The sequence below is a fragment of the Kitasatospora purpeofusca genome, assembly GCF_034043715.1.
Classification (GTDB): domain Bacteria; phylum Actinomycetota; class Actinomycetes; order Streptomycetales; family Streptomycetaceae; genus Kitasatospora; species Kitasatospora purpeofusca_A.
The window spans coordinates 77,196-104,081 of record NZ_JAXCLC010000015.1; the positions used below are offsets into that span (position 1 = coordinate 77,196).

Sequence of the window (26,886 nt, forward strand, 5' to 3'; positions counted from 1 at the left end):
GGTCGGACAGTGGCCGACGGACTTCCGGGCCCGTCGGCCGCTGTCCGCGGCCCGTCGTCAGCGTCCCGTCACCCGCGCGGCGCCACCGCGAAGTCGGCCGCGGTCCAGGCCAGCGCGACCGCGCCCTCCAGGATCGCCCGGTCCGCCTCCGGCGAGACGGCGGCCTCGGCGAACGCCGCCTCGTGCGGGCCGCAGGAGCCGCCGGTGATGTCCAGCACCGGGTGGATGGAGGGCACGGCGTGCGAGACGTTGCCCATGTCGGTGCAGGCGAACGGCCCGCTCTCGACCGGCTCCGGGCGGCCCGCCGCCGCCGCGTTGGCCCGCCACAGCGCGAGCAGTCCGGGGTCGCCGCGGAAGTCCAGGTAGTCCGGCTCCGGCCGGGTCAGCTCGACCTCGCACCCGGTGGCCAGCGCGCCGGCCCGGAAGCAGTCCTCGACCCGGGCGCGCAGCGCCGCGAGGTCCTCGGCGGCCGAGGTCCGGATCTCGTACTCCGCGGTGGCGCTGTCGGGGATGAGGTTGGGCGCCGTGCCGGCGGCCGTGGTGATGCCGTGCACCCGCCACTGCGGCGGCAGTTGCTGCCGCAGCAGCCCGAGCGCGACCTGGGCGACGGTGAGGGCGTCGGCGGCGTTGCGCCCCTCGTGCGGGTTGAGGCTGGGGTGGGCGGCGCGGCCGGTGTAGCGGACGGAGAGGGTGCCGAGCGCGAAGGAGTGGAAGTCGGCGACCTCCACCGGGCAGGGGTGGACCATCATCGCGGCGTCCACGCCGTCGAACGCGCCCGCGTCCAGCAGCAGCGCCTTTCCGGCGCCGCGCTCCTCGGCGGGTGCGCCGATCACCCGCACGGTGAGCCCGAGCCGGTCGGCGTAGGGGGCGAGGCCGAGCGCGGCGCCGAGGCCGGCGGCGGCGATGAGGTTGTGGCCGCAGGCGTGGCCGAGGCCGGGCAGGGCGTCGTACTCGCAGACGATCGCGACCGTGACCGGTCCGCTGCCGGTGCTCGCGCTGAACGCGGTGGGCAGGCCGGCGATGCCAGGGGTGACGGAGTAGCCGTGCTCGCGCAGCAGTCGGGCGCACCACTCGGCGGCCCGGTGCTCCTCGAACGCGACCTCCGGGTGGGCGTGGATGCGGCGGCTGAGCGCCAGCAGCTCGTCCCGGTGGGCGAGGACGCGCTCGCGCACGGCCTCCTTGGGCGTGGGGCCGGCCGGTCCGGCGGCGACGGCCGGACCGGGCGCGGGCACGCTCGCGTTCAAGGGGGACATCGGTGCCTCCGGGGCTGTCAGGGCCTGCCCGTCGGCAGGCTGTTGACCAGACGATATGTAGATAGCTTAGGCTAACCTAACCAGGCAGTTGGCGTGCCGTTCGCCGGACCCGAGGAGCTTTCAGAACCATGCGTCGCCACCAGGCCGCGTCCGACCCCGTCGCCGTCCCCGCCGCAGCCGACGTACCGCTGCTCGCCACCCAGGCGGCGATCTGGTATGCCCAGGCGCTCGACCCCGACAGCCCGGTCTACAACACCGGCGACGCCGTCGAGATCACCGGTCCGCTCGACGCCGGGCTGTTCGAGAGCGCCCTGCGCCGCACCGTCGACGAGGCCGAGGCGCTCTCCGCCGTCGTCGTCACCGCCGTCGTCGACGCCGACGCCGCCGGACCCGACGGCGGCGAGGACGCCGACCCGGCGCCCCGTCAGCGCCTCACCCCCGGCCGCCCCTGGACCCTGCACCGGCTCGACCTGCGCGCCGAGACCGACCCGGAGGTCGCCGCCGAGACCTGGATGCGCGCCGACCTGGCCCGCCCCGTCGACCTCGCCGAGGGCCCGCTCTTCACCCAGGCCCTGATCCGCCTCGCCGAGGACCGCCACTGGTGGTACCAGCGCGTCCACCACCTCGCCGTCGACGCCTACGCCCTCACCCTCCTCACCGGCCGGGTCGCCGAGCTCTACACCGCCCTCACCGCCGGCACCCGCCCCACCGACCGCACCTTCGCCACCCCCGCCGAGGTCGCCGCCGAGGAGGCCGCCTACCGCGCCGGCGGGGAGCACGCCGCCGACCGCGCCTTCTGGCGCGACCGCCTGGCCGGCGCCGACGCCCCCGCCACCCTCCCCGGCGGCACCCCCGCTGGCCCCGCCGGACTGCCCCGGATGGCCGCCGCCCTCCCCGCGGGCACCCTGCCCCGGCTGGAGGCCGCCGCCAGGGCCGCCCGCGCCACCTGGGCCGAACTCGTCATCGCCGCCACCGCCGGCTACCTGCACCGCCTCGCCGGCACCGAGGACGTCGTGCTCGGCCTGCCGCTCGCCAACCGCCGCGGCCCCGCCGCCCTGCGCACCCCCGTCGCCACCGCCAACGTGCTGCCGCTGCGCCTCGCCGTCCGCCCCCGCGACACCGCCGCCGAACTGCTGCGCCGGGTCGTCCTGGAAGTCCGCGACGTCCGCCGCCACCAGCGCTACCCGCTGGAGGACCTGCGCCGCGACCTCGGACTCACCGGCACCCGCCGCGCCCTGTTCGGACCGATGGTCAACATCAAGGCCTTCGAGCGCGACCTCGACCTCGCCGGCCTGCCCGGCACCGTCCGCAACCTCGCCGCCGGCCCCGTCGACGACCTCGCGCTCGCCGTCTCGCCCGGCCCCGACGGCGCCCTGCGGATCGGCCTGGAGGCCCACCCCGACCGCTACGGCGCCGACGCCCTCGCCGCCCACCGCGACGGCCTGCTGCGCTACCTCGACGGCCTCGCCACGCTGCTGCTCGACGCCCCGCACACCCCGATCGCCCGGATCGACCTGCTCGACCAGGACGCGCTGCGCCGCGCCACCGTCGGCCGCACCGAGCCGCCCGCCACCCGCACCGTGCCCGAACTGCTCGCCGGCCAGGCCGCCCGCACCCCCGACGCGGTCGCCCTGCGCAGCGGCGCCACCACCCTCACCTTCGCCGAACTGGACGCCGCCAGCAGCCGCCTCGCACACCTCCTCACCGCCCTCGGCGTCCGCGCCGACACCCCCGTCGCCCTCGCCATGCCGCGCGGCGCCGACACCCTGGTCGCGATGTTCGCCGTGCTCAAGGCCGGCGGCGCCTGCCTCTCCCTGGACCTCACCCACCCCCGGCAGCGGACCGCCGACATCCTCGACGACACCCGCCCGGTGTGCGCCGTCGGCACCGCCGAAGCCCTCGCCGCGCTGCCCGGCGCCGCCGACCGCCCGGCCGTCGCCCTCGACGACCCCGCCGTCCGCGCCCGACTCGCCGCCCTGCCCGCCGGACCGCTGCCCGCCCCCGACCCGGCGCACACCGCCTACCTGCTGCACACCTCCGGCTCCACCGGCCGCCCCAAGGGCGTCGTCGTCACCCACGCCTCGCTCGCCAACCTCGCCGCCGGCCACGGCGAGGACCACATCGCCCCCGCCCTCGCCCGCACCGGCCGCACGCGGCTGCGGATCGCCCACAGCGCCTCGTTCGCCTTCGACGCCTCCTGGGACCCGGTGCTGTGGATGCTCCACGGCCACGAACTCCACCTGCTCGACGACGAGACCTACCGCGACCCGGCCGCCCTCGTCGGCCACGTCCGCGACGAGCGGATCGACTACCTCGACGTCACCCCCTCCTACCTGGACGTGCTGATCGCCGAGGGCCTGCTCGCCGAGGACGCCCACCACCCCGCCGTGGTCGCGGTCGGCGGCGAGGCCACCCCCGAGCCGCTCTGGCGCCGCCTTACCGCCGTCGACGGCCTGCGCCCCGTCAACCTCTACGGCCCCACCGAAGCCACCGTCGACGCCTACACCTGGACCCCCGGCCCGGACGGCGCCCCGGTCGGCCGGGTCGTCCGCGGCTCGCGCGCCTACGTCCTCGACGGCTCGCTGCGCCCCGCCCCCGACGGCGCCACCGGCGAGCTCTACCTGGCCGGCGCCTGCCTGGCCCACGGCTACCTCGGCCGCCCCGACCTCACCGCCGAACGCTTCCTCGCCGACCCCTTCGGGCCGCCCGGCTCCCGGATGTACCGCACCGGCGACCTCGTCCGACGCCGGTCAGGGGGGCACCCCCGGCCGGACGCCGGGGGAGGCACCCTGGAGTTCCTCGGCCGCGCCGACGACCAGGTGAAGATCCGCGGCTTCCGGATCGAACCCGGCGAGGTCGCCGCCGCCCTCGGCGGACTCCCCGGCGTCGACCGGGCCGTGGTGATCGCCCGCCCCGGCCCCGGCGGCAAGCGGCTGCTCGGCTACGCCGTACCCGCCGCCGGAGCCGTCCTCGACCCGGCCGCACTGCGCTCGGGCCTCGCCGCCCGGCTGCCCGAGCACCTGGTGCCCGACGCCGTCCTCGTCCTCGACGACCTGCCGCGCACCGGCAACGACAAGCTCGACCACCGCGCCCTGCCCGAGCCCGAGTCCGCCACCGAGGCCGGCGGCGCCGCGCCCGCCACCCCGCAGGAGGAGATCATCTGCGGGCTGTTCGCCGACCTCCTCGACCTGGCCGGACCGCTCTCCCGCGACGCCGAGTTCTTCGACCTCGGCGGCCACTCGCTGCTGGCCGGCCGCCTCGCCGCCCGGCTCCGCGAGGCCCTCGGCGTGACCGTCGGCTTCGCCGACGTCTTCCGCCACCCCACCCCGGCCGCCCTCGCCGCCCTGCTGCGCGAGCGCTCCGCCCCCGAACCCCGCCCCGCCCTGGTACCGGTCGACCGCGCCGAGCACCTGCCGCTCTCCCCGGCCCAGCGCGGCCTGTGGTTCCACTACCGGCTGGAGGGCCCCAGCCCCACCTACAACATCCCGCTCGCCCTCACCCTCACCGGCCCGCTGGACCGCGACGCCCTCGCGCTCGCCGTCGGCGACCTCGCCGCCCGGCACGAGACCCTGCGCACCGTCTACGGCGAGTCCGCCGACGGCGAGCCCTACCAGCGGATCCTGCCGCCCGGCCCGGTCGAACTCCACACCGGCACCGGGGAGATCGCCGACGCCGTCCGCCACGCCTTCGACCTCGGCGCCGAACCGCCGCTGCGGGCCAGCCTGTTCGCCCACCAGGACGGCACCCACACCCTCCTGCTGCTGCTCCACCACATCGCCGGCGACGGCGCCTCCACCACCCCGCTGGCCCGCGACCTGGCCGCCGCCCACACCGCCCGCCTCGCCGGACAAGCCCCCGAACTGCCGCCGCTGACCGTGCAGTTCGCCGACCACGTGGACTGGCAGGCGAAGCTGCTCGGCACCCGCGAGGCACCCAGCGCCCTCGCCGTCCGCCAGCTCGACCACTGGCGCAAGACCCTGGCCGGCCTGCCCGACCAGCTCGACCTGCCCACCGACCGCCCCCGGCCCGCCGTCGCCGGCCACCGGGGCGCCACCGTGCCGTTCCGCCTCGACGCCGACGCCCACACCGCCCTGGCCGCGCTCGCCCGCACCACCGGCACCAGCGTGTTCACCGCCGTCCAGGCCGGTCTGGCCGCACTGCTCACCCGGCACGGCTGCGGCACCGACATCCCCGTCGGCACCCCCGTCGCCGGCCGCGACTCCGACGAGACCGCCGCCCTGGTCGGCTACTTCGTCAACTCCGTGGTCCTGCGCACCGACACTTCCGGCGACCCGACCTTCCGCGAACTGCTCGGCCGCACCCGCACCGCCGTCCTCGGCGCCCACGACCACGCCGACCTGCCCTTCGACCGCCTGGTCGAGGAGCTCAACCCGCGCCGCTCCCTCGCCCGGCACCCGCTGTTCCAGGTCATGCTGGCCTGGCAGTCCGTCCCCGACCGGGCCTTCGCGCTCGGCGGCGGCCTCACCGCCACCGTCGCCGCGATCCCCTCCGGCACCGCCAAGTTCGACCTCACCCTCAACGCGGGCGAACTGCGCGAGGGCGGCATCGCCGGCTTCCTGGAGTACCGCACCGACCTCTTCGACGAGGCCACCGCGCGCGCCCTCGCCGAACGCCTGGCCCGGCTGCTCACCGCCGCCGCCACCGCACCGGACACCACGATCGGACGGCTCCCGCTGATCAGCGCCGAGGAGCACCACCGCGCCCTGGTCGGGTGGAACGGCACCCCCGTCCACTCGGTGCCCGGCGCCACCCTGCCCGAGCTGTTCGAGGCCGCCGTCCTCGCCGACCCGGCGGCCACCGCCGTCAGCTGCGACGGCGAGACGCTCAGCTACGCCGAACTCGCCGCCCGCGCCGACCGGCTGGCCCGGCTGCTGGCCGCGCGCGGCATCGGCCCCGGCACCATCGTCGCCCTCGCCCTGCCGCGCTCCCTCGAGCTGGTCACCGCCCTGCTCGCGGTCGCCAAGTCCGGCGCGGCCTACCTGCCGCTCGACCCCGAGTACCCGGCCGACCGGCTCGCCTACATGCTCGCCGACGCCGCGCCCGCCGCGCTGCTCACCGACACCGCGACCGCTCCCCGGATGCCCGAGCACCGGGTGCCGCAGCTGCTGGTCGACGGCGGCGAGGCGGACGGCCACCCGGCCGTCCCGCTGGCCCAGCACGAGCGCACCCGGCCGCTGACCGCCGAGGACACCGCCTACGTCATCTACACCTCCGGCTCCACCGGCCGCCCCAAGGGCGTGCCGGTCACCCACCACAACGTGGTCCGGCTGTTCTCCGCCACCGACCACTGGTTCGGCTTCGGCGCCGAGGACGTGTGGACGCTGTTCCACTCCTACGCCTTCGACTTCTCGGTCTGGGAACTCTGGGGCGCCCTGCTCCACGGCGGGCGGCTCGTCGTCGTCCCGCACCTGGTCAGCCGCGACCCGGCGGCCTTCCTCGACCTGCTCGCCCGCGAGCGGGTGACCGTCCTCAACCAGACGCCGTCCGCCTTCTACCAGCTCAGCGCCGCCGACCGGGACCGGCCCGGCACCGAACTCGCCCTGCGCTACGTGGTGTTCGGCGGCGAGGCGCTCGAACTCGGCCGCCTCGACGACTGGTACGAGCGGCACGCCGAGGACGCGCCCACCCTGGTCAACATGTACGGCATCACCGAGACCACCGTGCACGTCACCCACCTCGCCCTGGACCGGGCGAGTGCCGCCACCGGCAACGGCAGCACCATCGGCGTCAACATCCCCGACCTGCGGATCTACCTCCTCGACCAGTACCTGCAGCCCGTCCCGCCCGGCGTCACCGGCGAGATGTACGTGGCCGGCGCCGGCCTGGCCCGGGGCTACCTCGGCCGCCCGGCACTCAGCTCCGAGCGCTTCGTCGCCGACCCGTACGCCGGACTCTTCGGCGAGCGCGGCACCCGGATGTACCGCTCCGGCGACCTCGCCCGCCGCCGCGCCGAAGGGGTGCTGGAGTACCTCGGCCGGGCCGACCAGCAGGTGAAGATCCGCGGCTTCCGGATCGAACTCGGCGAGATCGAGGCCGTCCTGGCCGCCCATCCGGCGGTCGCCGACGCCGCCGTGATCGTCCGCGAGGACGTGCCCGGCGACCAGCGGCTGGTCGGCTACGCCGTCCTCGCGGCCGGCGCGGACCAGGTCGACCAGGTCACCGCTGAGGAACTGCGCACCCGCACCGCCGCCGACCTGCCCGTCCACATGGTCCCGTCCGCCGTCGTCCTGCTCGACCGGCTGCCGCTCACCGCCAACGGCAAGCTCGACCGGCGCGCCCTGCCCGCCCCCGACGCCCCCGCGGCCGGCGCCGGCCGCCCGCCGCGCAACCCGCGCGAACAGCAGCTCCGCGAACTCTTCGCCGAGGTCCTGGGAGTGCCGGCGGTCGGCGTCGAGGACGACTTCTTCGCGCTCGGCGGCCACTCCCTGCTGGTCGTCCGCCTCGCCGGGCGGATCCGGGCCGTGCTCGGCCTGGAGGTCGGCATCGGCACCCTGTTCCAGGCGCCGACCGTCGCCGCGCTCGACGCCGCGCTGTCCGCGGACGCCCCCGGCACCGACGCGCTCGACGTCCTGCTGCCGCTGCGGCCCGTCGCCCCCGGCCGCCGCAACCCGCTCTTCGCCGTCCACCCGGCCGGCGGCCTCAGCTGGTGCTACACCGGACTGATCCGCAACATCCCGGCGGACGTGCCGATCTACGGCCTCCAGGCGCAGGGCGTCGGCGCCGCCACCGCCGGCGAGCCGCTGCCCGCCACCATGGAGGAACTGGCCGCGCACTACGTCGACCGCCTCCGCGAGGTCCAGCCCGAGGGCCCCTACCGGCTGCTCGGCTGGTCCACCGGCGGCATCATCGCCCACGCCATGGCCGCCCGGCTGGAGGAACTCGGCCACGCCGTCGAACTGCTGGCCGTCCTCGACGCCTACCCGGCCGAGGGCTTCCGCGAACTGCCGGTGCCGGACCAGGCCGAGGCCCTGGAGGCGCTGCTCACCATGGGCGGCTTCGGCCCCGAGGACCTCGACGGCCGCCCGCTGGAACTCGCCCACGTCACCGAGGTGCTGCGCCGCGAGGGCAGCCCGCTGGCCGGTCTCGACGAGGCCACCGTCGAGGCGCTGAACCGGATCTACCTGCACATCAACCACCTGGTGCGCGGTTACGACCACCGCCGCCTCACGGGCGACGTGCTGTTCTTCCGCGCCGTCGTCGACACCATCGACGACACCCTGGTGCCCGAGCTGTGGACCCCGTACGTGGCCGGGCGGATCGACAGCACCGACGTCGCCTGCTCGCACAAGGACATGACGCTGCCGGAGCCGATCGCGCACATCGCGGGTGTCGTCGCCGAGCACCTCACCGCCCTCGACTCCGGCCGCTGAACGCCGCCCCGTCCGAACCGACCGCCGGTCCGAACCGACCGCCCGGTCCGAACTGACCGCCGGTCCGAACCGACCGCCCCGTCCGACCAACAGGAGAACCCACCCCATGAGTGACGCCCCCGCCAACCCCTTCGACGGCGACGGCGAGTTCCTCGCGCTCGTCAACGACCAGGGCCAGCACTCGCTCTGGCCGGACTTCGCCGCCGTCCCGGCCGGCTGGACCGTCGCCCACGGGCCGTGCGAGCGCGCCGCCGCGCTGGCCTGGATCACCGCCCACTGGACCGAGCTGAGCCCGGCCCGATGACCGACGCGGACACCAGGCCCGGCCGGGGCGCCGGAACCCCCGCCGACGCCCCGGCCCGCCCCCTGTTCGCGGGGCGCCTCGCCGTGGTGCTCGTGTACACGGCCGCGATGTGCATGAACGGCCTGGACTCGACGATCGTCAACCCGGCCCTGTTCACCATCGCCGGTGACTTCGGCCGCCCCGTCTCCGCCGCCAACGCCGTGGAGACCGCCTTCCTGGTCGGCCTCGCCGTCGGCCTCCCGGCGGCCGGCTGGCTCGGCGACCGGTTCGGGGTCCGACGGGTCTTCCTCGGCTCGCTCGCGGTCTTCACCCTGGCCAGCGCCCTGTGCGCGGCCGCCCCCGGCCTCGGCGCTCTCACCGCCGCCCGGGCGGCGCAGGGCGTGGCCGGCGGCCTGCTCACCCCGGTCGGCATGACACTGCTGTTCCGGGCCTTCGAGCCGCACGAGCGGGCCGGCCTCGGCAGGGTGCTGATCGTGCCGACGGCCCTGATGCCCGCGCTCGGCCCGCCGCTCGGCGGCTTCCTGACCGAACACCTCTCCTGGCACTGGCTGTTCCTGGTCAATGTGCCGATCGGCGTGGCGGCCGTCCTGACCGGCGTGTTCGCCCTGCGCGACCAGCAGGAGCCGCCGGCCGGGCGCTTCGACAGCACCGGCTTCCTGCTCGCCACCCCGGGCCTGGGCCTGCTCACCTACGCGCTCGGCTTCGGCCCCGCGCACGGCTGGACCTCCCCGGCGGTGGGCCTGTCCGGGATCCTCGGCGCGCTGCTGCTCGGCCTCGCCGTCCGGCACCAGCTGCGGGCCGCGGAGCCCCTGGTGGACCTGCGGCTGCTCGCCGACCGGACCTTCGGCGCGGCGAGCTGGCTGGCCCTGCTGACCGCCGCCGGGCTGATGGGCGCGCTGTTCGCCTTCCCGCTGCTCTACCAGGCGGCGCTCGGCGCCTCGGCGCTCGACGCGGGTCTCAGCGTGTTCCCGGAGGCGATCGGCCTGATGGCCGCCTCCCAGGTGGTCGACCGGCTGCTGCCGAGGCTCGGCCCGCGCCGGCTCGCGCTGCCGGCCCTGCTGCTCGCGGCCCTGGTGCTGGCCGCCCTGGCCCTGCCGGGCGTCGGCGGGAACGCCTGGGCCGTACGGGCGCTGATGTTCGGCGTCGGCCTGATCCTGGGCACCGCCGTGCTGACGGTGCAGATCGCGGGCTTCGCGGACGTGCCGGGGCCCGCGATGGGCCGGGCGATGGGCCTGTTCACCATCGTCCGCACGCTTGGCGGCGCGTTCGGCATCGCCGGCGCCGCGGCCCTGATCGGCGCGCTGGCCGAGGACGGCACGCACGGCGCCGACCCCGGGCCCTACCGGGTGGCGCTGGTCGCCACGGCGGGTGCGGTCGCGCTCGGCGCCCTGGTCGCGGCCCGGCTGCCGAAGGAGGCCCCGGGGCCGCCGCCGATGGACTGAGGACCTCGCACCACCGCGACCGCGCCGCAGGACGGCACCCCGCCCGGGGTGCCGTCCTGCGGCCGTTCGCGATCGTGTCCGGCCGGCTCAGAACTCCTTGACGAGCCGCCGGTGTCCGGCGCCCCACCGGTACCCGAGGGCGGCGTTCACCGCGACCATCGGCACATTGCCGGCCTCGACCTCGGTGTGCGCCGTCCGCACACCGTGCCCGACGAGGTGGCGCGCCGCGTGCAGCTTGAGCGCCCGGGCGAGCCCGCGTCCGCGCCAGGCCCGCAGTACCGCCGTGTAGTGGACGCGGCAGGCCAGCGGGTCGTTCGTCCCGTGCACCACGCTGGCGCCGACGATCCGCCCGCTGGACTCGGCGGTGAACACCCAGTCGGGGCGGCTGCCGGGACCGGCCAGGACCTCGGCCCGCCAGCCGTCGAACTCCGGCAGGGCGTCGGCGAATCCGGGGTTGTCGCGGAGCGTCTCGCGGTAGAGGTGGTGGAGCTGCCGATCGGGCTCGGGTGCGAGGGTGGTGGCGAGGGTGTCCAGGTACAGGCCGGGCGGCGGCTGCGGGGCGGGCAGGTGCGGGCCCAACGGGGCGCTCGCCGACCGGACATGGGCGTCCACCCGGTATCCGCGGCCGAGCAGCAGCCCGGTCAGGTCGGCGGTGGGGTCCCGCCCCGCGGTCGCCGACCCGTCGTGCCCGTCCGGGAGTTCGCCGAGCAGCCGGCCGGCTCCGGCCTCGCGGCCCCAGCGCTCCAGCCCGTCGTAGAGCGGCAGCTGCCAGGCCGGGGCGCGCCCCGGCGCGCTGACGACGAGCGAGGCGAGGTCGCCGGGCAGCGTCCAGGGGGCGCGCCAGGCGGTGGCGTACCCGAGCAGGTCGCCGGTGGGCCCGGGCTGGACGAGCCGGACCCGGCCGTGCCCGGTGAGCCGCCCCCGCTGGTCGGTGGCCAGCCGGTCCTCGCTCGGCAACGCCCGGTCCCGCCCGCGGAGTTCGGCGGCCGTGACGGGCGGCCCGGCCCCGTCGGCGGAGAGCAGCTCCGCCAGTGCGGGGTAGTCGGTGCCGGGCTGGAACGGGCGGATCACCCGTGGCCGCCGGACAGAATCGAATGCGTCACATGTGACACGGTACTGGCCGCCGAGGGACTCCGTCCGGGCTTTTCGCGGTCCGGGGCCGGTTACCGGCCACCGGCTCCGGCCTCCGGCTCGGGTCTCCGGTGAGCGGCGTCCGTTGCATCATGATCCACTTCGATGGGATTCTGCGCCGTGCACAAGAAACAGACCGCCCCGTTCATCGGCGCCGCCTTCGGACTGGCCTTCGTCCTGGCGAACGCCGCGGCCCTCCCCGCGGCCGTCGGCGTCCTCCTCCGGGTCCTCGCGATCCTCGCCTTCCTCAGGCTGCTCCTGGCCCTCCGCCGCCGCCCGGCCGGTGCCGGCACCGGGGCCGACACCGATGGCGGTGCCGGTGCCACTGGCGGGGAAGCCGCGGCGCCGCTCTTCGGCCGGGGCTACCGCCTGGTGGTGGCCGCCGAAGTGGCCGTCGGCCTTGTCGGCCTGGTCGTCATCAACCCGGTGCTGCACGCGCCGAAGGCGACGGTCGGCTGGATCGCGCTGGTGGTCGGCCTGCACTTCTTCGGCCTCGCCGCGGTCTGGCGGCAGCCGTCGCTGAACGCGCTGGCCGCCGCCATGTCCGGGTGCGGCGCCGCGGGCCTCGCCCTCGCGGCGACGGGCGTCCCGGCGGCCGTGGTCGCGACGGTGGCGGGCATCCTGCCGGGCGCCCTGCTCCTCGGCGCGGTCGCCCGGAGCCTGCGCGCCCCGGTCGCCGGAGCTGTCCGGGGCTGACGCCGGAGCCGTCCGGGCCTGACGCCCGGGGTACCGGCGCCGCCCCGGTACGCGGTGCGCCGGTCCGGCCCCCGGGGCCCCGGCCGGGCGTCAGCCGCGGTGGCCCAGCAGGTGGACCAGGCCGTCGGCGAGGCCCCCGCGCCAGCAGGCGTAGTCGTGCCCGCCGTTGAACTCGCGGTAGGCGAGGTCGTAGCCCCGGTCGAGCAGCACGTCGCGCAGGTTGCGGTTCTGCGGGAGCAGCAGCCACTCCTGGAGGCCGGCCTCCACCCAGAAGCGGGCGTCGCGCCGCTCGGCGGCGGCGAACCGACGGGTGAGCCACTCGCTGCCGTCGTTGAGTTCGGTGGCGTCGGGCCACCAGAACGAGCCGGACTGGGAGAGCGCGTTGCCGAACCGGGCCGGCCGGTGGAAGGCCGCGAAGGCGGCGGTCAGCCCGCCCGCGCTCTGGCCGGCGATCACCGTGCGGGCCGGGTCGGCGGTGGCCCGGTACTCGGCGCCGGCCCAGGGCAGCACCCGGTCGGCGAGCAGGTCGACGAAGTCCGGGTTGCAGCTGAGGTCCTCCGGCCTGGTCCGGGGCGGGGTGTGGACGAGCAGCGCGACGGTCGGCGGGATCAGCCCCTCGGCCGTCAGGTTGTCCAGGGTGTCGCCGACCGACAGTTGCTCGCCCCACACGTCGCCGTCCAGCAGGACCAGCACCGGGTAGGGGCCGCCGTCCGCGCGGTGCCCGGCGGGCAGGTGGACGTCGATCGTCCGCCCGGCCGCCTCGGCGCGCACGGTGCGCCCGCGCGGCACGTCCGGGCGCCGCTCGGCGTACGGCTGGGCGAGCGCCTCGGGCAGGGCGAGCACCGAGGACGGGTGGCGCCCGTCGCGGCCGGGCAGCCGCGGGCCCCGGCCGAGCGGGTCGGGGCGGGCGTCGTCCAGGACCTTCAGCCAGTCGGCCCGCCGGGTGCCGGGGACGGCCCCGCGCACCGGGTACAGCTGGTAGGAGGCCCGGTGGTCGGCGCGCAGCCGGTAGGTGCGCGACCAGCCGCCGGCCCGGCGCTCCATCAGGTGCGGGGTGAGGTCGCCGGCGTGCCGGTCCTTGTCGGTGACGGTGTGGACGAGCGCGAGCACGCCGTCGTACGGCGCCCCGCCCGGTTCGTCGCGCAGCACGAAGGTCACCTGCCGGTAGGCCGGGTCCTCCGGGTCGGGGTCGACCAGCGGGGCGCCCTCGGCGGCCACCCGGGCCCAGAACGCTTCGTCGGCGGCAAGCTGTTCGTGCTGCGCTGCGGGGAGGGCCTGGTCCTTCTGCGCCGCGGCGGCGAGCTGTTCGTGCTGCACTGCGATAACTCCTCGATGGTCAGGCGGGGTTGCCCTTGCGGCCGAGCAACACCCAGAGCAGGAAAGGGCCGCCGAGCACGGTGGTGACGATGCCGACCGGGATCTCGACGCCGGAGATCAGTACCCGGCCGAGGGTGTCGGCGAGCACGATCAGCACCGCGCCGACCAGGGCCGAGCCGAGCACCGGGACGCGGGACGGCCCGGCCAGCCGCCCGGCGACGACCGGTGCGGCCAGCGCGACGAAGCCGACCGGCCCGCAGATCCCGACGGCGAGGCCGGCGAGCGCCACGGCCAGCAGCAGGCAGGCGAGCCGGACCCGGCCGGGGTCGACGCCGAGCGAGGAGGCCACGTTGTCGTCGAAGCGCAGCACCGCCAGCCGGCGGGCCACCACCAGCGCGATCGGCACCAGGACGGCGAGGCCGATCAGCACCGGGGCGGCGACCTCGTAGTCACGGCCGTTGAGGCTGCCGGAGGTCCAGACGTACAGCGAGGAGGCGGAGCTGAGCGAGCGCCGGGCCATCGCGACCTGGATGATCGCGGAGGCGAGCGCCGACATGGCGAGGCCGACTACGAGCACCCGGTAGCCTCGGGCGCCGAGGCCGCCGGACACGGCGGTGACCACGGCGACGGCGACCAGCGCGCCGATCGGTCCGGCCCACCAGGCGCCGAACGCGCCGGTCGCGGTGACGGAGATCAGCACGGCGGCGGTGGCGCCGTCGTTGACACCGAGCAGTTCGGGGGTGGCGAGCCGGTTGCGGGCCAGCGTCTGGGTGAGGCAGCCGGCGAGGCCGAGCGCGGCGCCGGCGGCCAGGCCCGCGACGATCCGGCCGAGCCGGAACTTCTGCACCAGCAGGACGTCGAGGCGGTCGCCGTAGCCGAGGACGGCCCGGAAGGTGTCGCCGAGGCCGAGTTCGCTCTGGCCGGCGTGCGCGGAGACCACCACAGCGGCGAGCAGCGCGGCGGCGAGGCCCAGCGCGGCCAGTGCCGAGCGGCGCGGGAGCAGGACGGACAGCGCGCCGCGCCGGATCACCACGTCCGGCCTGGGCGGTTTCTCCTCCGGGTGGCCGCTCCGGCCGGAGGAGTCGGCGGGGGCGGTGTCGGTCAGGCCGAGCGCGGCGGTCTTCCTGGACCGCACGATGGCGATCAGCGTGGGCGCGCCGATCAGCGCGACGATCACCGAGACCGGGGCCTCGAAGGGGCGGGCGACCACCCGGGCGAGCACGTCCGCCCCGGTCAGCACGGCGGCGCCGACGAGTCCGGCGAGCAGGGTGAGCCGGCCGACCCGGGGTCCGGCCGCCGCCCGCGCCAGGAAGCCGGCGAGCAGGCCGAGGAAGGAGATGGGCCCGGCGAGGGCGACGGCGGAGGCGGTGAGCAGGGTGACGGCGAGCGCGACGGCGGCGCGGGTGGCGCCGGGGCGGTGGCCGAGGCCGCGGGCGAGGTCGTCGCCCAGTGCGAGCGCGGACAGCGGCCGGGTGGTGAGCAGGGCGACCACGAAGCCGGCCCCGACCACAGGGGCGAGCCGGCCGAGGGTGGTCCAGCCCTCCACCCCGGCCAGGGAGCCGAGCACCCAGACCCGGTAGCGGTCGTACGCCTCGGGGGAGTTGACGATCAGGACGCCGGTGAGGCCGCCGAAGGTGGCGCCGACGGCGGAGCCGCCGAGGACGAGTCGCATCGGGGAGCCGCCGCCCCGGCTGCCGGCGATCGCCAGCACGATTCCGCTGGCCAGGACGGCGCCGCCGAAGGCGAAGGCGAGGTAGCCGTAGGAGGTCTGGACGCCGAGCACGGCGATGCCGAGGACGACGCCGAGCGAGGCGCCGGCGTTGACGCCGAGCAGGCCGGTCTCGGCGAGCGGATTGCGGGTGACGGACTGGAGTTGGGCACCGGCCACCCCGAGCGCGGCGCCGACCAGCAGGGCCGTCAGGGTGCGGGGGAGGCGCAGGTCGCCGACGACCAGGGCGAGGTGACTGTCGGCGCGGGCGCCGCCGGTGTCGAGCAGGTAGTCCAGCACGCGGCCGGGGCCGACCTCGCCGGCGCCGACGGACAGCGAGAGCGCCGTCAGGACGAGCAGCGCGGCGAGGATGCCGCCGAGGGTGATCCAGGCGGTGCGGCGGGACCGGTCGGCCGTCGGCGGTGCGGGGGCGGAGGGGTCCGCGCCGGCCGCTTCGACGGCACCCACTTGCGACAATGTCATAAGGTAAGGCTAACCTAATGGTCGGCGCGGTCGGACGGGTGTCCGACCCGGGGCGGCAGCCGTCCGGATCGTCCCGGTCCGGGTCTCCGCGCCGCCGTCGCACCGCCGCTGAACCGCCGTCGCACCGCCGCAGTCCGCACCGTCGTCCGTACCGCCCGTCCGCAACACCCTTGCCCGGAGGCATCCATGTCGTCCCCCCAGAGCCCGCTGCACCTCGCCCGCCGTCGCGCGGTCCAGGCGGTGGCCGCCACCGGGGCTGCCACGCTCCTGCTCGTCGGCTGCGGCTCGTCGGGCTCCTCCGACCAGGGGTCCACCGACAAGGGCTCCCCGTCCGCCGCCGCCGCGGGCAGCCCGGCGGCCGACGCGGCCGGCGGCAAGCGGACCGTCAAGGACGCCACCGGCACGGCCGTCGAGATCCCCGCCGAGCCCAAGCGCATCGTCACCCTCACCCAGGAGGACCTCGACGCGGTGCTCGCCCTCGGCCTCAAGCCGGCCGGCATCACCAACGGCCAGGGGCTCAACGAGCCGCCGGCGTACCTGAAGGACAAGGTCCAGGGCATCCCGGTGGTCGGCAACCTGCTCCAGCCCGTCATGGACAAGGTGATCGCCGCCAAGCCCGACCTCATCCTGGCCGGCGACATGCAGGACCAGCAGGTCCTCAAGCAGCTGCGCGAGATCACCCCCGCCACGCTGGTCACCATGGCGCCGACCGACGACTGGAAGCTCTCCTTCCGCGGCATCGGAAACGCCCTCAACAAGCTGGAGCAGGCCAACAAGGTCATCGCCGACTACGACGCCAAGGCCGTCAAGGCCGGCGGCGAGCTGGGCGCCGGCAAGGGCGCGGCCGTCTCCATCGTCCGCTGGAACCCGACCGGCCCGAGCTGGATGGAGAAGAAGCAGTTCGCCAGCGGGGTCGCCCTGGACATGGGCCTGACCCGCCCGAAGGCCCAGGACAAGGACGGCAACGCGCACACCCCGGCGCTGAGCCTGGAGAAGATCAACGAGATCGACGGCGACTGGCTGTTCCTGTCGACCCTCACCGACGACGGCAAGGCCGCGCTGAAGGACGTCCAGTCCAAGCCCGCCTACCAGGAGCTGGGCGCGGTGAAGAACAACCACACCGTGACCGTGGACGGTTCGGTCTGGTCGACCCGCGGCGGCCCGCTCGCCGCGGACGTCGTGATCGGCGACATCGGCAAGGCGCTCGCCGCCAAGTGACCCGCCGGCGGCGGGCGACCTCCTCACCGGGCGCCCGCCGTTCCGCCGTTCAGCCGTTCCGTTTTCCCCTTTCCGCCGTTCCGTTTTCCGCCTCTCCCCGCCACCCCGCCACCTTTGCGAAACCGAGGAATCCGCCATGGAGTTGACGGTCGAGGGCCTCACGGTCGGCTACGGCCCCGGGCGCCCGGTGCTCGGCGGCGTCGACCTCACCGTGCCCGGCGGGCAGGTGGTGGCCGTCGTCGGGCCGAACGGCTGCGGCAAGTCCACCCTGCTGCGCTCGATCGCCCGGCTGCACCGGCCCGACTCCGGCCGGGTGCTGGTCGGTGGCGAGGACATCTGGAAGCTGCGCCCCCGGCAGGCCGCCCACCGGGTCGCGCTGCTGCCGCAGAGCCCGCAGGCACCGGAGGCGGTCACCGTGGCGGGGCTGGTCCGCTACGGCCGCCACCCGCACCAGGGCCTGTTCCGGCAGTGGTCCGCCGACGACGAGCGGCTCACCGGCGAGGCCCTGCGGGCCACCGGCGTCGAGGAGTTCGCCGACCGCCGGCTCGACCGGCTCTCCGGCGGGCAGCGGCAGCGCTGCTGGCTCGCCATGGTGCTGGCCCAGGACGCGCCCGTGGTCCTGCTCGACGAGCCGACCAGCGCCCTCGACCTCGGCCACGCCGTCGAGGTGCTGGAGCTGGTGCGCGAGGTCGCGGCGGGCGGGCGCACCGTCGTCATGGTGCTGCACGACCTCGCGGCGGCGGCCCGCTACGCCGACCTGGTGGTGGCGCTGCGCGGCGGCGAGGTGATCGCCTGCGGCCCGCCGCGCGAGGTGGTGGACGCGCCGCTGGTGCGGGCGCTGTACGACATCGACAGCGATGTGCTCGAGGCCCCCGGGGACGGCGCGCCGGTGATCGTCCCGCGTGCGGGGAGCCGGACGGCGGTCTGACCGGGCCGCCCGCCCGGGGATCCCTCGAACGGCCTGACGGGCACGGCGGGTTGCCTGACCGGCGCGGCGGGTTGCCGGGCGGCCGGCGGGTCCGGTGTGGTCTGCTGGACGGGCGTCCGCCGGACGTCCGTGCCGCCGCCGCGCCCGCGCCGCCTCCGGAAGGGTCACCGATGCCCCGCCGTACCGCCGCCCTGCTCGTCGCCATCGCCCTCGGCTCGGCCGCCGCGGTGGGCTGTTCCTCGGCCGCCGCTCCCGACCGTGCCGCCGGGGCGTCCTCGGGGGCGGTTTCCACGTCGGCGGTTCCCGCATCGACGGCTTCCGCACCGACGGTTCCTGCGCCGACGGATTCCACTCCGACGGATACTGCTCCGACGGATACTGCTCCGACGGACTCCGCTCCGGCCGAGGCGCCCAGCCCCTCCCCGGCCGAGCCCTCCGCCCCCGCCGCCGCCTCGGTGGCCGTCCGGGGGACCGTCGCCGACGGCCTCAAGTCCCCCTGGGGCCTGGCCGTCCTGCCCGGGGGCGACCTGCTGGTCTCCGAGCGCGACAGCGCCCGGATCCTGCGCGTCTCGGCGAAGGACGGCGGCAGGACGGTGGCCGGCACCGTCCCGGGCGTCACCTCCGGCGGCGAGGGCGGCCTGCTCGGCCTCGCCCTCTCGCCCGACTTCGCCACCGACCACCGGGTGTACGCGTACTTCTCCACCGGCTCGGACAACCGGATCGCCCGGCTCGACCTCGACCCCTCCCGGCCCGCCGGCTCCCAACTCAGCACTCCCACAGTGCTTTTGAGCGGGATCCCGCACGGCCCCCGGCACAACGGCGGGCGGATCGCGTTCGGTCCGGACGGCTTCCTCTACGCCGGCACCGGCGACGCGAACGACCGCTCGCTCGCCCAGGACCGCGACTCCCTCGGCGGCAAGGTGCTGCGCCTCACCCGGGACGGCGACCCCGCGCCCGGCAACCCGTTCCCCGGCTCGCCGGTCTGGTCGCTCGGCCACCGCAACGTCCAGGGGCTGGCCTGGGACCCGCAGGGGCGGCTCTGGGCCTCGGAGTTCGGCCAGGACACCTGGGACGAGCTGAACCTGATCACCTCCGGCGGCAACTACGGCTGGCCCACCGTCGAAGGCGCCGCCGGGCGGGCGGGATTCACCGATCCGGTCGCCCAGTGGCACGCCGCCGACGCCTCGCCGAGCGGCATCGCCTTCGCCTCCGGCGCCGTCTGGGTGGCCGCACTGCGGGGCACCCGGCTCTGGCGGGTCCCGCTGGACGGCGACCGGGCGGCCGGCGCCCCGCAGGAGTTCCTCCGGGGCGAGTACGGCCGGCTGCGCACCGTGGCGGCCGACGGGGACGGCACCCTGCTGCTCGTCACCGACAACACCGACGGCCGGGGCTCGCCGCGGCCGGGCGACGACCGGATTCTGCGACTGGACGTCAAGAGCGGGTGACGGGGAGTCGCATCCGGCCACCCGTTCGAGCGGTTTGAACGCGGTTCGACCGGGGATCCGCCGCTTCCTACCGTTCAGTACCCCTCCCTGCCCGCGGCGTTGTCAGTGTGTCCCGTTACGTTCCTCCCAACTGATCGACCAGCTGGTAGGAGAGCGGCCGTGGCGTGGGTGGAAACAGGTTCGGGCGGCTATTCCGTCGCCTTCGACGAGGAGGGCAAGGTGGTCTGCCGCAATGCGGCGGGCCGTCAGCTGAAAGCCGTCCCGCCGAAGCTGAACGACGATCCGGTGGTCCTCGGACTCCGGCAGCTCACCGAGTGGCTGGACGCCCACCGGCGCGGCTGCCTGGAGACCGCCGAGCGGTGGATGGTGCGCTCGCTGCCGGTGCCCGCCGCGGTCGTCACCACGGTCTGGGCGGACGAGGCGTGGCGCGAGGTCCTGCGCGACCTCGTGGTCACCGGGGCGGACGGCGCCGTGGCCGGCTTCCTGCGCGGGGCCGACCCCGAGCGAGGCATCGGCCTGGTCGACCTCGACGGGGACACCGTCCGGCTCACCGGCAGCGAGCTTCGGATACCCCACCCGGTCCTGCTGGACGAGCTGGACGAGCTGCGCGAGTTCGCCGTCGAACTCGGCGTTTCCCAACAGGTCCAGCAGCTGTACCGGGAGGTCTGGCACCGGCCGGCGGGCGTCACCGGCACCGAGGTCGACACCTACGCGGGCGGCCGCTACGCCGCGCTGCGCGACCTGCTCGGCCGCTGCGCCCGGCTCGGCCACCGGGTCCGCGGCGGGCACGCCGTCCTGCCCGTGGTCGAGGACGGGCGGGCCCTGGAGGCCCGGGTCTGGGTCGGCGACTACTACGAGTACGACGAGTGCGAGACCGGCGCGCTCAGCTGGACCGGCCCGGACGGCAAGGTCCTGCCGCTGGCCGAGGTCGGACCGGTCGCCTGGTCCGAGGGGATGCGGATGGCCGCCGCACTGCACGCCGGCCGCGTGATCGAAGGGGAGGAAGCCGCATGAGCACCACCACCACCACCGGACCCGACCGCACCGGGCTCGACCGCGCCGCCACCGGTGCCCCCGGGGGAGCCGAGCGCCACCAGCGGCTGCTGGACTCCGGGGCGATCCTCGCCCCCGGCACCCTGCCCGGCGTCGGCGGCCCCGACAGCGCCGCCGACGTCCTCACCGCCCGCGGCTACTCCCACCCCGCGCTGGACGGCCGCCGGATCGTCCGGCTGGTCCCCGGCGCCCTCGGCCCCGCCGAGGACCTCGCCGTCGACTTCCTCGGCCTCGTCCCCGCCGAGGAGCCGGTCGAGGTCGGCCAGGTCCGCCAGGAGGCGCTGGGCTTCCCCGCCTGGGCGCTCGTCCACGACCCGGCCAACGGCCACCACGCACTCGCGCTGGTCAAGGAGATGGAGCGGCTCGCCCGCCAGGCCAAGTCCAAGCCCGGCCACGCCAAGGACGGCTTCGAGGAGCTGGCCCGCCGGCTCGGCCGCGCCGTCCCGCACTTCCTGCCCACCTACTGCGAGCAGGTCGGCCGGATCTTCCTCGAGCAGGAGAACCAGACCTACGCGAGCACCTTCTTCGGCCGGGCCCGCGAGGCCGAGCGCACCCACAACCTCCCCGTCGACGAGGAGCGGCTGCGCGCCGTCTTCCTGGAGTTCGCGCTGGCCGGCGCCCTCACCGTCAAGGCGCTGCGCCAGTACGTCAAGGAGCTGAGCGCCCGGCTCGACCCGCTGACCGCCTGGCAGCGGTTCCGCCAGCTGTGCACCGAGCGCTCGGCGGCCGGCATGGCCCCCTACGCCGGGGTCGCCGAGGACGCCCGCGCCCTGCTCAAGGCCGCCGGGCTGGACCGGGACGAGCACGAGCGGGCCCTGCTCCTCGAACTCCTCGCCTCGCCCGCCGTCAACCGCGCACCGGGCACCTTCTGGAAGAGCTGGCACGAGGCCGTCGTCGAGGCCGGCCGGGGCGACGCCGCCGTGCGCGCCCGCCTGCTGGAGCTGTTGCCCGACCCGTCGGGCAACGACGACCGCAACCGCCAGGACGCCGCCTGGCTCGCCGTGCTGGCGGAGAGCGGCGCCGAGCGCCTGCTCACCGACCCGCCCGCCGACCCGCCCGCCGACCCGCCCGCCGACCCGCCCGCCGACCTGCCCGCCGGGGCCCCGGCGGCCGAGCCGGCCGCCGCCTGGCTCCAGCGCTGGACCAACCACCTCGGCCGGGGCTGGCGCACCCTCGGCCTCAGTACCGAGACCGTCGAGCTGGTCCACCGGATGCTCGACCGGCTGCGCGCCGAGGCCGTGCCGGTCGACCTCTTCACCGGAGTGCGCCGCAGCGCCACCCAGCTCGAACTCCTCGACCTGCTGCTCACCGAGGGCGTCCCGGTCGCCGACCCGGCCGAGGGCCACACCTTCGTCCTCCAGGACTGGGTCGCCGCCTCCGCCACCGACGGCCGCACCCTCGCCGCCCTGGCCGCCGACCCCCGCTTCCGGCCCGCACTGCGCGCCGCCGTCCCGGCCGTCTGGGTCACCGTCGACAGCCGCGGGCTCGCCGCCCGCCCGGTCCTGCGCGAACTCTTCGTCGAGTGGTCCGACGCCCGCGCCGACGAACTGACGGCCGCCCGCGGCCTGGAGAGCGCGAACGGCATCCTGCGCGAGCTGAGCGCCCACCGCACCGGCATCCGCGACGAGAACCCGGCCGCCGCCCGGCGGATCGCCGAACTCGACGTGACCGGGCTGCTCGCCGACACCCTGCGCGGCGGCATCCTCGACGAACTCGGCTGGCCCGCCCTGGAGGAGGCGCTCGCCCGGCTCGGCATCGAGGCCGGCGACACCCCCGGCGTCGGCAACGGCCGCAGCCTCCCCGAGGGGCTGCTGCTGGAGGAGGCCTGGCCGCACCTGGTGCTCGCCCGCGGCAACCAGGTCGTCGTGGCCGGTCCGCAGGGCATCCTGCTCGAGCACACCCTGCGCATCCCCGACAAGCTCGAGAGCTGGCACCGCCCCCGCTTCCGCTTCGTCGACGGCGAACTCCTGGTCGCCTGGGCCCACGAGGGCAAGCAGCGCGCCTACTGGTCCGGCCGGCCCGCCGAGACCTTCGAGCTCGGCGGCGAGCAGATCGCCCACTACTACGGCGGCGGCGACATCGAGACGCCGACCCTGCCGCTCCCCGGCGGGGGCCGCACCGGCGGCCACCGGCCGCTGCACGTCGGCGACACCGTGCTGCCCGCCCGGAGCCGCGTCCTCGGCGACGGCACCGGCCACTGGACGGCCCACCAGCGTTCCGGCGGCCCCGTACTGGAGGAACTCGACGCCGCCACCGGCACCGCGGGCCGGGCCGCCGAGCCGCCGCGGATCGCCGCGAGCGCCGCGGCGGGCCGGCTCGACGTCGGCCGCACCCGGCTGCTGCCGCTCCAGCCCGGCCTGGAGGCCACCCCGCTCGGCACCGACGGCACCGTCCTCGGCAGCTGGGTCCGGGCCGACGGCACCCGGACCACCACCGTCACCGCCGACGGCACCAGGCTCGTCGTCGACAACGCCCGCGCCGGCCGCTCGCTGTACCCGCTCGGCCGGCTCAGCCTGCCCGGCGGCGGCCGGCCGGTGGTCCAGGAGGGCCACGGGCGCCACCTGGCCCTCGGCCTGCCCGCCGCGGACTCCCCGGCGGAGGGCACCGTCACCGTGGACCCGGCCGGCTTCACCGCCGACTTCGAACCCGGCCGCCCCGGCGGCCTCGCCGGCGCCGGCACCGCCCTCGTCCTGCCGCTCACCCACTGGCACGTCCTGCGCCCGCGCGACGAGCACGGCTCGGCCGAGCTGCGCGCCGTCAGCCACGAGCAGGCCGCCCGGCTGATCGACGCCGCCTGGCCGGCCGACGCCGAGCCCGTGCCCGCCGCCCGGCAGCGCTGGATCACCGTCCAGGGCGTGCGCCGCCCGGTCGTCAGCAGCGGCAAGGCCCAGGAGGGCCTGCCGGTCGACGCCGTCGCCGGCGTCCTGCCCGGCGTCACCCACCGGCTGCTGCTGGCCGGCGTCACCGGCCTCGCCCGCACCGCCGCCGATCTGCTCGACCGGGTCGCGCGCTACCTCCCGCAGCCCGAGGACGACGGCCGCACCATCGGCTCCGGCGCCGCCGAGTACACCTACCGGCCCGAGCACGGCACCGACTACGAGCTGGGCCAGGCCGTCGCCCTGCTGCTGCCCGGCGTCGGCGGCTTCGGCCGCTCCTGGGACCGCAGCGCCAACCACCGCGTCCTCAACAACCTCAGGGCCGTCACCGCCGTCCTCGCCGAGCCCCCCGCGGCCGAGGGCGCCGGCTGGAGCACCCCGCACCGGATCGAGCTGCACGGCGACGACGACCACCACGGCTGGCTGCGGACGCTCGGCCGGCTCGGCACCCTCGCCTACGCGGCCGCCGCCCCGCTCACCTCCGCCGAGCAGCGCGCCTCGCTCGCGCTGCTGCTGACCGAGCTGACCGCCGGGCCGCTCGCCGACCGGGGCGCCACCCTGCGCGAGATCGTCCTCACCGAGCCGCTCACCGACCCGACCGCCGCCGAGGGCAAGCACGAGCGCCGGGCCGGCCAGGTCTGGCGGCACGGCGACCGCACCGTGATCGTCCTCGCCTGCAGCCAGCACCAAGAGGACAGGGCGTACTGGCTCGCCGTCGACCACGACCCGAGCGGCGCCTTCGGCGCGGTCGCCCACTTCGGCACCGCCGGGGAGCGCGGCACCGAGGAGACGGTCGACGCGGCGTGGATCGCCCGCTTCACCGCCCTGCTCCCCGAGCACGGCGCCATGACCCACCGCGCCGACCGCGCCGCCGACTTCGGCGCGCGCACCGGCATCGGCGCCATCCGCTCCACGCTGCTGTTCAGCCCCACCGAGGCCCTGATCCACTGGTACGGAGCGCCGCTGCCCTCGGAGGCGCTCAAGGAGTACGGCATCAAGTCCGGCGAGGCCAAGGCCGCCCGCGACTGGCTGCGCGGGTGCGAACGCGACGCCCTCGGCGAGGTCTGGTCCGCCCTGCTGCCCGCCGACCCGGAGGAACTCTGGAGCACCGGTCCGGACAGCGCCGCCGGCGCCGCGCACTGGACTGCGCGCCTCGGCCGGCTGGTCACCCTGCCCGAGGCGGAGCAGGCCACCGTCAGCGGCACCAGCATCCAGAAGGTCGAGGAGATCCTGAACTTCGCGACCACCCCGTGGCTCAGCCGCACCACCCGCCAACGGATTCGCCCCCAGGGGGAGTCGGCCACGCCCGTCCTCCAGGCCGACGACCCGCAGGCCGTGCCCGACTACAGCACCCTGTCCGAGGCCGCCGACGCGATCGCCTGGCTCGCCTACCGGCTGCCCTGGAACAGTCCGCTGCGCGCCTCGCTCGCGCCCGCCGTCCGGGCCCTGCACACCCGCCTGGCCGACCCGGAGCTGCTGCTCGCCTACGACCTGCGCCGCAACAGCAAGGGCGAGCCGCTCGCCGCCGTGCTGCGCACCCGCTACGGCCTGCCCGCCGAGGGCGGCGCCGACGCGGACGGGCTGGTCCGCTGCGGCGGGGCCCTGGTGCTCTCGCCCACCCACGACGACGCGGAGCAGATCTGGTGGCGCCCGGCCGGCCTCGACGGGGCGCAGGACCAGGCGCTGGACCAGTTGGCGGGCCTGGGCGACAGCTACTGGCTGTCCCGTCAGCGGTCCGTGCTCACGGCTCTCCTGAGCGGGGAGCTGGACCGGCTGGTCACCCTGCCGGAGCTCCCCGGGACCGCCGGTGCTTCCGCCGAGGGTGCCCCCGTCGCCGGGTCTCCCGCCGCCGGGACCGAGGTCTGGCTCCAGCACCCGCTGCTCACGGTGCCCGAGCTGGTCACCGAGGCCGCCAAGACCCACGGGCTCGGCGAGGACGCCGCCGTCCTCTACCTCCAGCTGCTCGCGCTGCCCGATCCGACCGACCGCAACGTCGCGCGCTGGACGGGCTGGAAGCCGGCCCGTTCGAAGAAGGCGCGCACCGAACTCCTCGCCTCCGGCCTGGTCATGGAGGCCAAGCGGGCCCGCGCCGGGCGCACCCTCTTCCTTCCCGGCGGCTGGCAGGAGGCCAAGGCCCCCGGCCTGCCCGTCGAGACCTGGAAGGCCGCCCTCTACGATCTCCCCACCCACCACGACGTGCTGCCGCGGTTCGCCGTCCCGGAGCTGTTCACCCGGGCCTGGCAGCGCGTCACCGACGGGGACGCCCCCGGCTTCGAAGAACTCCGGACCGGCAAGCGCAGGAAGGCCCGCCGATGACCACCACCGCCACCACCACCGCCACCACCACGACCACCAGCACCTCCGGTGCCACTACCACCGTCGGCACCGATGCCCCGGCCCGGCAGGTCGTCCCGCCGGAGGAGAGGTTCGCCGCCGAGCTGGAGTTCCTCGCCGCGCACGACTCCGGCCCGCGCCCGCCCGGTTGGCGGCTCACCCCGCGCGCCGTCGTCACCTTCGTGATGGGCAGCGGCGGCGAGAAGCTCAAGGCGGGGCGCAGGAGCCTGGCGATCGAGCAGAAGTTCGTCGGCGAGCGGGCCCTCGTCGAACGCTGCGTCGTCACCCTCGCCGGCGAGCGCGGCCTGCTGCTCGTCGGCGAGCCCGGCACCGCCAAGTCGATGCTCTCCGAACTCCTCGCCGCCGCCGTCTGCGGCACCAGCGGGCTCACCGTCCAGGGCACCGCCGGCACCACCGAGGACCAGCTCAAGTACGGCTGGAACTACGCCCTGCTGCTCGCCAAGGGCCCCAGCCGCGAGGCGCTGGTGCCCTCCCCGGTGCTCAGCGCGATGACCAACGGCGCGGTCGCCCGGGTCGAGGAGGTCACCCGCTGCCTCCCGGAGGTCCAGGACGCCCTGGTGTCGCTGCTCTCCGAGCGGCGGATCGCCGTCCCCGAGCTGGCCGGCACCCCGGACGGCCAGCTGCACGCCGCCCCCGGCTTCACCCTGATCGCCACCGCCAACCTGCGCGACAAGGGCGTCAGCGAGATGTCCGCCGCACTCAAGCGCCGGTTCAACTTCGAGACGGTCGGGCCGATCGGCAGCCTGGCGGCCGAGGTGGAGCTGGTCCGCCGCCAGTCCACCGCCGCCGTCGCCCGCGCCGGGGCCGCCTACGCGGTCGACGACGCGGTGCTGGAGGCCCTCGTCACGGCCTTCCGCGACCTGCGGACCGGCCGCTCCACCGAGGGCTGGGACGTCGAACGCCCGTCCACCGTGATGAGCACCGCCGAGGCGGTCTCGGTGGCCACCGCGCTCGGGGTCGGCGCCGCGTACCTGCCCGACGGCGGCGACCTGCTCGGCCGGCTCCCCGGCCAGCTGATCGGCGTCGTCCGCAAGGACGACCCGGCCGACGCCGCCCGGCTGCTCGGCTACTGGGACGGCCCGGTCCGCCGCCGCGCCGAACAGGGCGCCGCCACCTGGCGCACCCTGTGGGAGCTGCGCTCCGCCCTGGAGCACTGAGGCTCGGCCGGCCCGCCGTCACGAGGCGGCGGGCCGGCCCCCGGCCCCGCACACCTCCCTCCCGCACCACCCCGGCCCTCCCGCACCACCCCCGACCCTCCCCGTTCCCGAACTTCCACCGAGAGGTCA

General features: G+C 76.3%; 14 protein-coding genes. 10 read left to right on the top strand and 4 right to left on the bottom strand.

The annotated features are described in order from the left end of the window. Nucleotides 1–68: 68 nt before the first annotated feature. Nucleotides 69–1,253 carry a M20 family metallopeptidase gene (locus SM793_RS10920; RefSeq protein WP_320437899.1) on the bottom strand — a complete coding sequence of 395 codons (1,185 nt, stop codon included), beginning with the start codon at nt 1,251–1,253 and terminating at the stop codon, nt 69–71. Between the two features lie 128 nt (nt 1,254–1,381). Here SM793_RS10920 and SM793_RS10925 point away from each other — a divergent pair, with 128 nt between their 5' ends. The 3 genes from SM793_RS10925 (at nt 1,382) to SM793_RS10935 (ending at nt 10,390) form a co-directional block, all read left to right on the top strand. Next, the gene (locus SM793_RS10925; protein ID WP_320437900.1) at nt 1,382–8,644 is read left to right on the top strand and encodes a non-ribosomal peptide synthetase; all 7,263 of its coding nucleotides are present in this window, start codon (nt 1,382–1,384) and stop codon (nt 8,642–8,644) included. 106 nt (nt 8,645–8,750) lie between these two features. Beyond that, nucleotides 8,751–8,948, top strand: coding sequence for an MbtH family protein (locus SM793_RS10930; RefSeq protein ID WP_320437901.1), 198 nt, complete (start codon nt 8,751–8,753; stop codon nt 8,946–8,948). After that, nucleotides 8,945–10,390: a DHA2 family efflux MFS transporter permease subunit gene (locus SM793_RS10935; RefSeq protein WP_320437902.1), complete on the top strand. Its 1,446-nt coding sequence runs from the start codon at nt 8,945–8,947 to the stop codon at nt 10,388–10,390. The genes SM793_RS10930 and SM793_RS10935 overlap by 4 nt, the downstream gene beginning before the upstream one ends. An 87-nt stretch (nt 10,391–10,477) precedes the next feature. Here the strand turns inward: SM793_RS10935 and SM793_RS10940 are convergent, their stop codons facing one another. Continuing rightward, complete coding sequence (locus SM793_RS10940; protein ID WP_320437903.1) at nt 10,478–11,461, bottom strand: GNAT family N-acetyltransferase; 984 nt, start codon at nt 11,459–11,461, stop codon at nt 10,478–10,480. A gap of 180 nt (nt 11,462–11,641) precedes the next feature. Here SM793_RS10940 and SM793_RS10945 point away from each other — a divergent pair, with 180 nt between their 5' ends. After that, nucleotides 11,642–12,217, top strand: a complete 576-nt coding sequence (locus SM793_RS10945) for a hypothetical protein (protein ID WP_320437904.1) — start codon at nt 11,642–11,644, stop codon at nt 12,215–12,217. Between the two features lie 90 nt (nt 12,218–12,307). On the opposite strand, the gene fes is transcribed toward SM793_RS10945, so the two are convergent. Together fes and fhuB are read right to left on the bottom strand one after the other, a co-directional pair. Continuing rightward, the gene (gene fes, locus SM793_RS10950) at nt 12,308–13,534 is read right to left on the bottom strand and encodes an enterochelin esterase (RefSeq protein ID WP_320437905.1); all 1,227 of its coding nucleotides are present in this window, start codon (nt 13,532–13,534) and stop codon (nt 12,308–12,310) included. 19 nt (nt 13,535–13,553) lie between these two features. Then, nucleotides 13,554–15,725, bottom strand: a complete 2,172-nt coding sequence (gene fhuB / locus SM793_RS10955; protein WP_320437906.1) for a Fe(3+)-hydroxamate ABC transporter permease FhuB — start codon at nt 15,723–15,725, stop codon at nt 13,554–13,556. Between the two features lie 186 nt (nt 15,726–15,911). Here fhuB and SM793_RS10960 point away from each other — a divergent pair, with 186 nt between their 5' ends. The 6 genes from SM793_RS10960 to SM793_RS10985 all read left to right on the top strand — a co-directional run bounded on the left by SM793_RS10960 (nt 15,912) and on the right by SM793_RS10985 (nt 26,757). Continuing rightward, the gene (locus SM793_RS10960; RefSeq protein WP_320437907.1) at nt 15,912–16,943 is read left to right on the top strand and encodes an ABC transporter substrate-binding protein; all 1,032 of its coding nucleotides are present in this window, start codon (nt 15,912–15,914) and stop codon (nt 16,941–16,943) included. A 136-nt stretch (nt 16,944–17,079) separates the two neighbouring features. Beyond that, a complete protein-coding gene (locus SM793_RS10965; RefSeq protein WP_320437908.1) occupies nt 17,080–17,871 on the top strand; it encodes an ABC transporter ATP-binding protein in 792 nt (263 codons plus the stop codon). 170 nt (nt 17,872–18,041) lie between these two features. Further along, complete coding sequence (locus SM793_RS10970) at nt 18,042–19,316, top strand: PQQ-dependent sugar dehydrogenase (RefSeq protein ID WP_320437909.1); 1,275 nt, start codon at nt 18,042–18,044, stop codon at nt 19,314–19,316. A gap of 159 nt (nt 19,317–19,475) precedes the next feature. After that, the gene (locus SM793_RS10975) at nt 19,476–20,330 is read left to right on the top strand and encodes a DUF4132 domain-containing protein (RefSeq protein ID WP_413815921.1); all 855 of its coding nucleotides are present in this window, start codon (nt 19,476–19,478) and stop codon (nt 20,328–20,330) included. Next, a complete protein-coding gene (locus SM793_RS10980) occupies nt 20,327–25,561 on the top strand; it encodes a hypothetical protein (protein ID WP_320437910.1) in 5,235 nt (1,744 codons plus the stop codon). Before SM793_RS10975 ends, SM793_RS10980 begins: the two co-directional genes overlap by 4 nt. After that, nucleotides 25,558–26,757, top strand: a complete 1,200-nt coding sequence (locus SM793_RS10985) for an AAA family ATPase (protein WP_320437911.1) — start codon at nt 25,558–25,560, stop codon at nt 26,755–26,757. Before SM793_RS10980 ends, SM793_RS10985 begins: the two co-directional genes overlap by 4 nt. Nucleotides 26,758–26,886 lie beyond the last annotated feature (129 nt).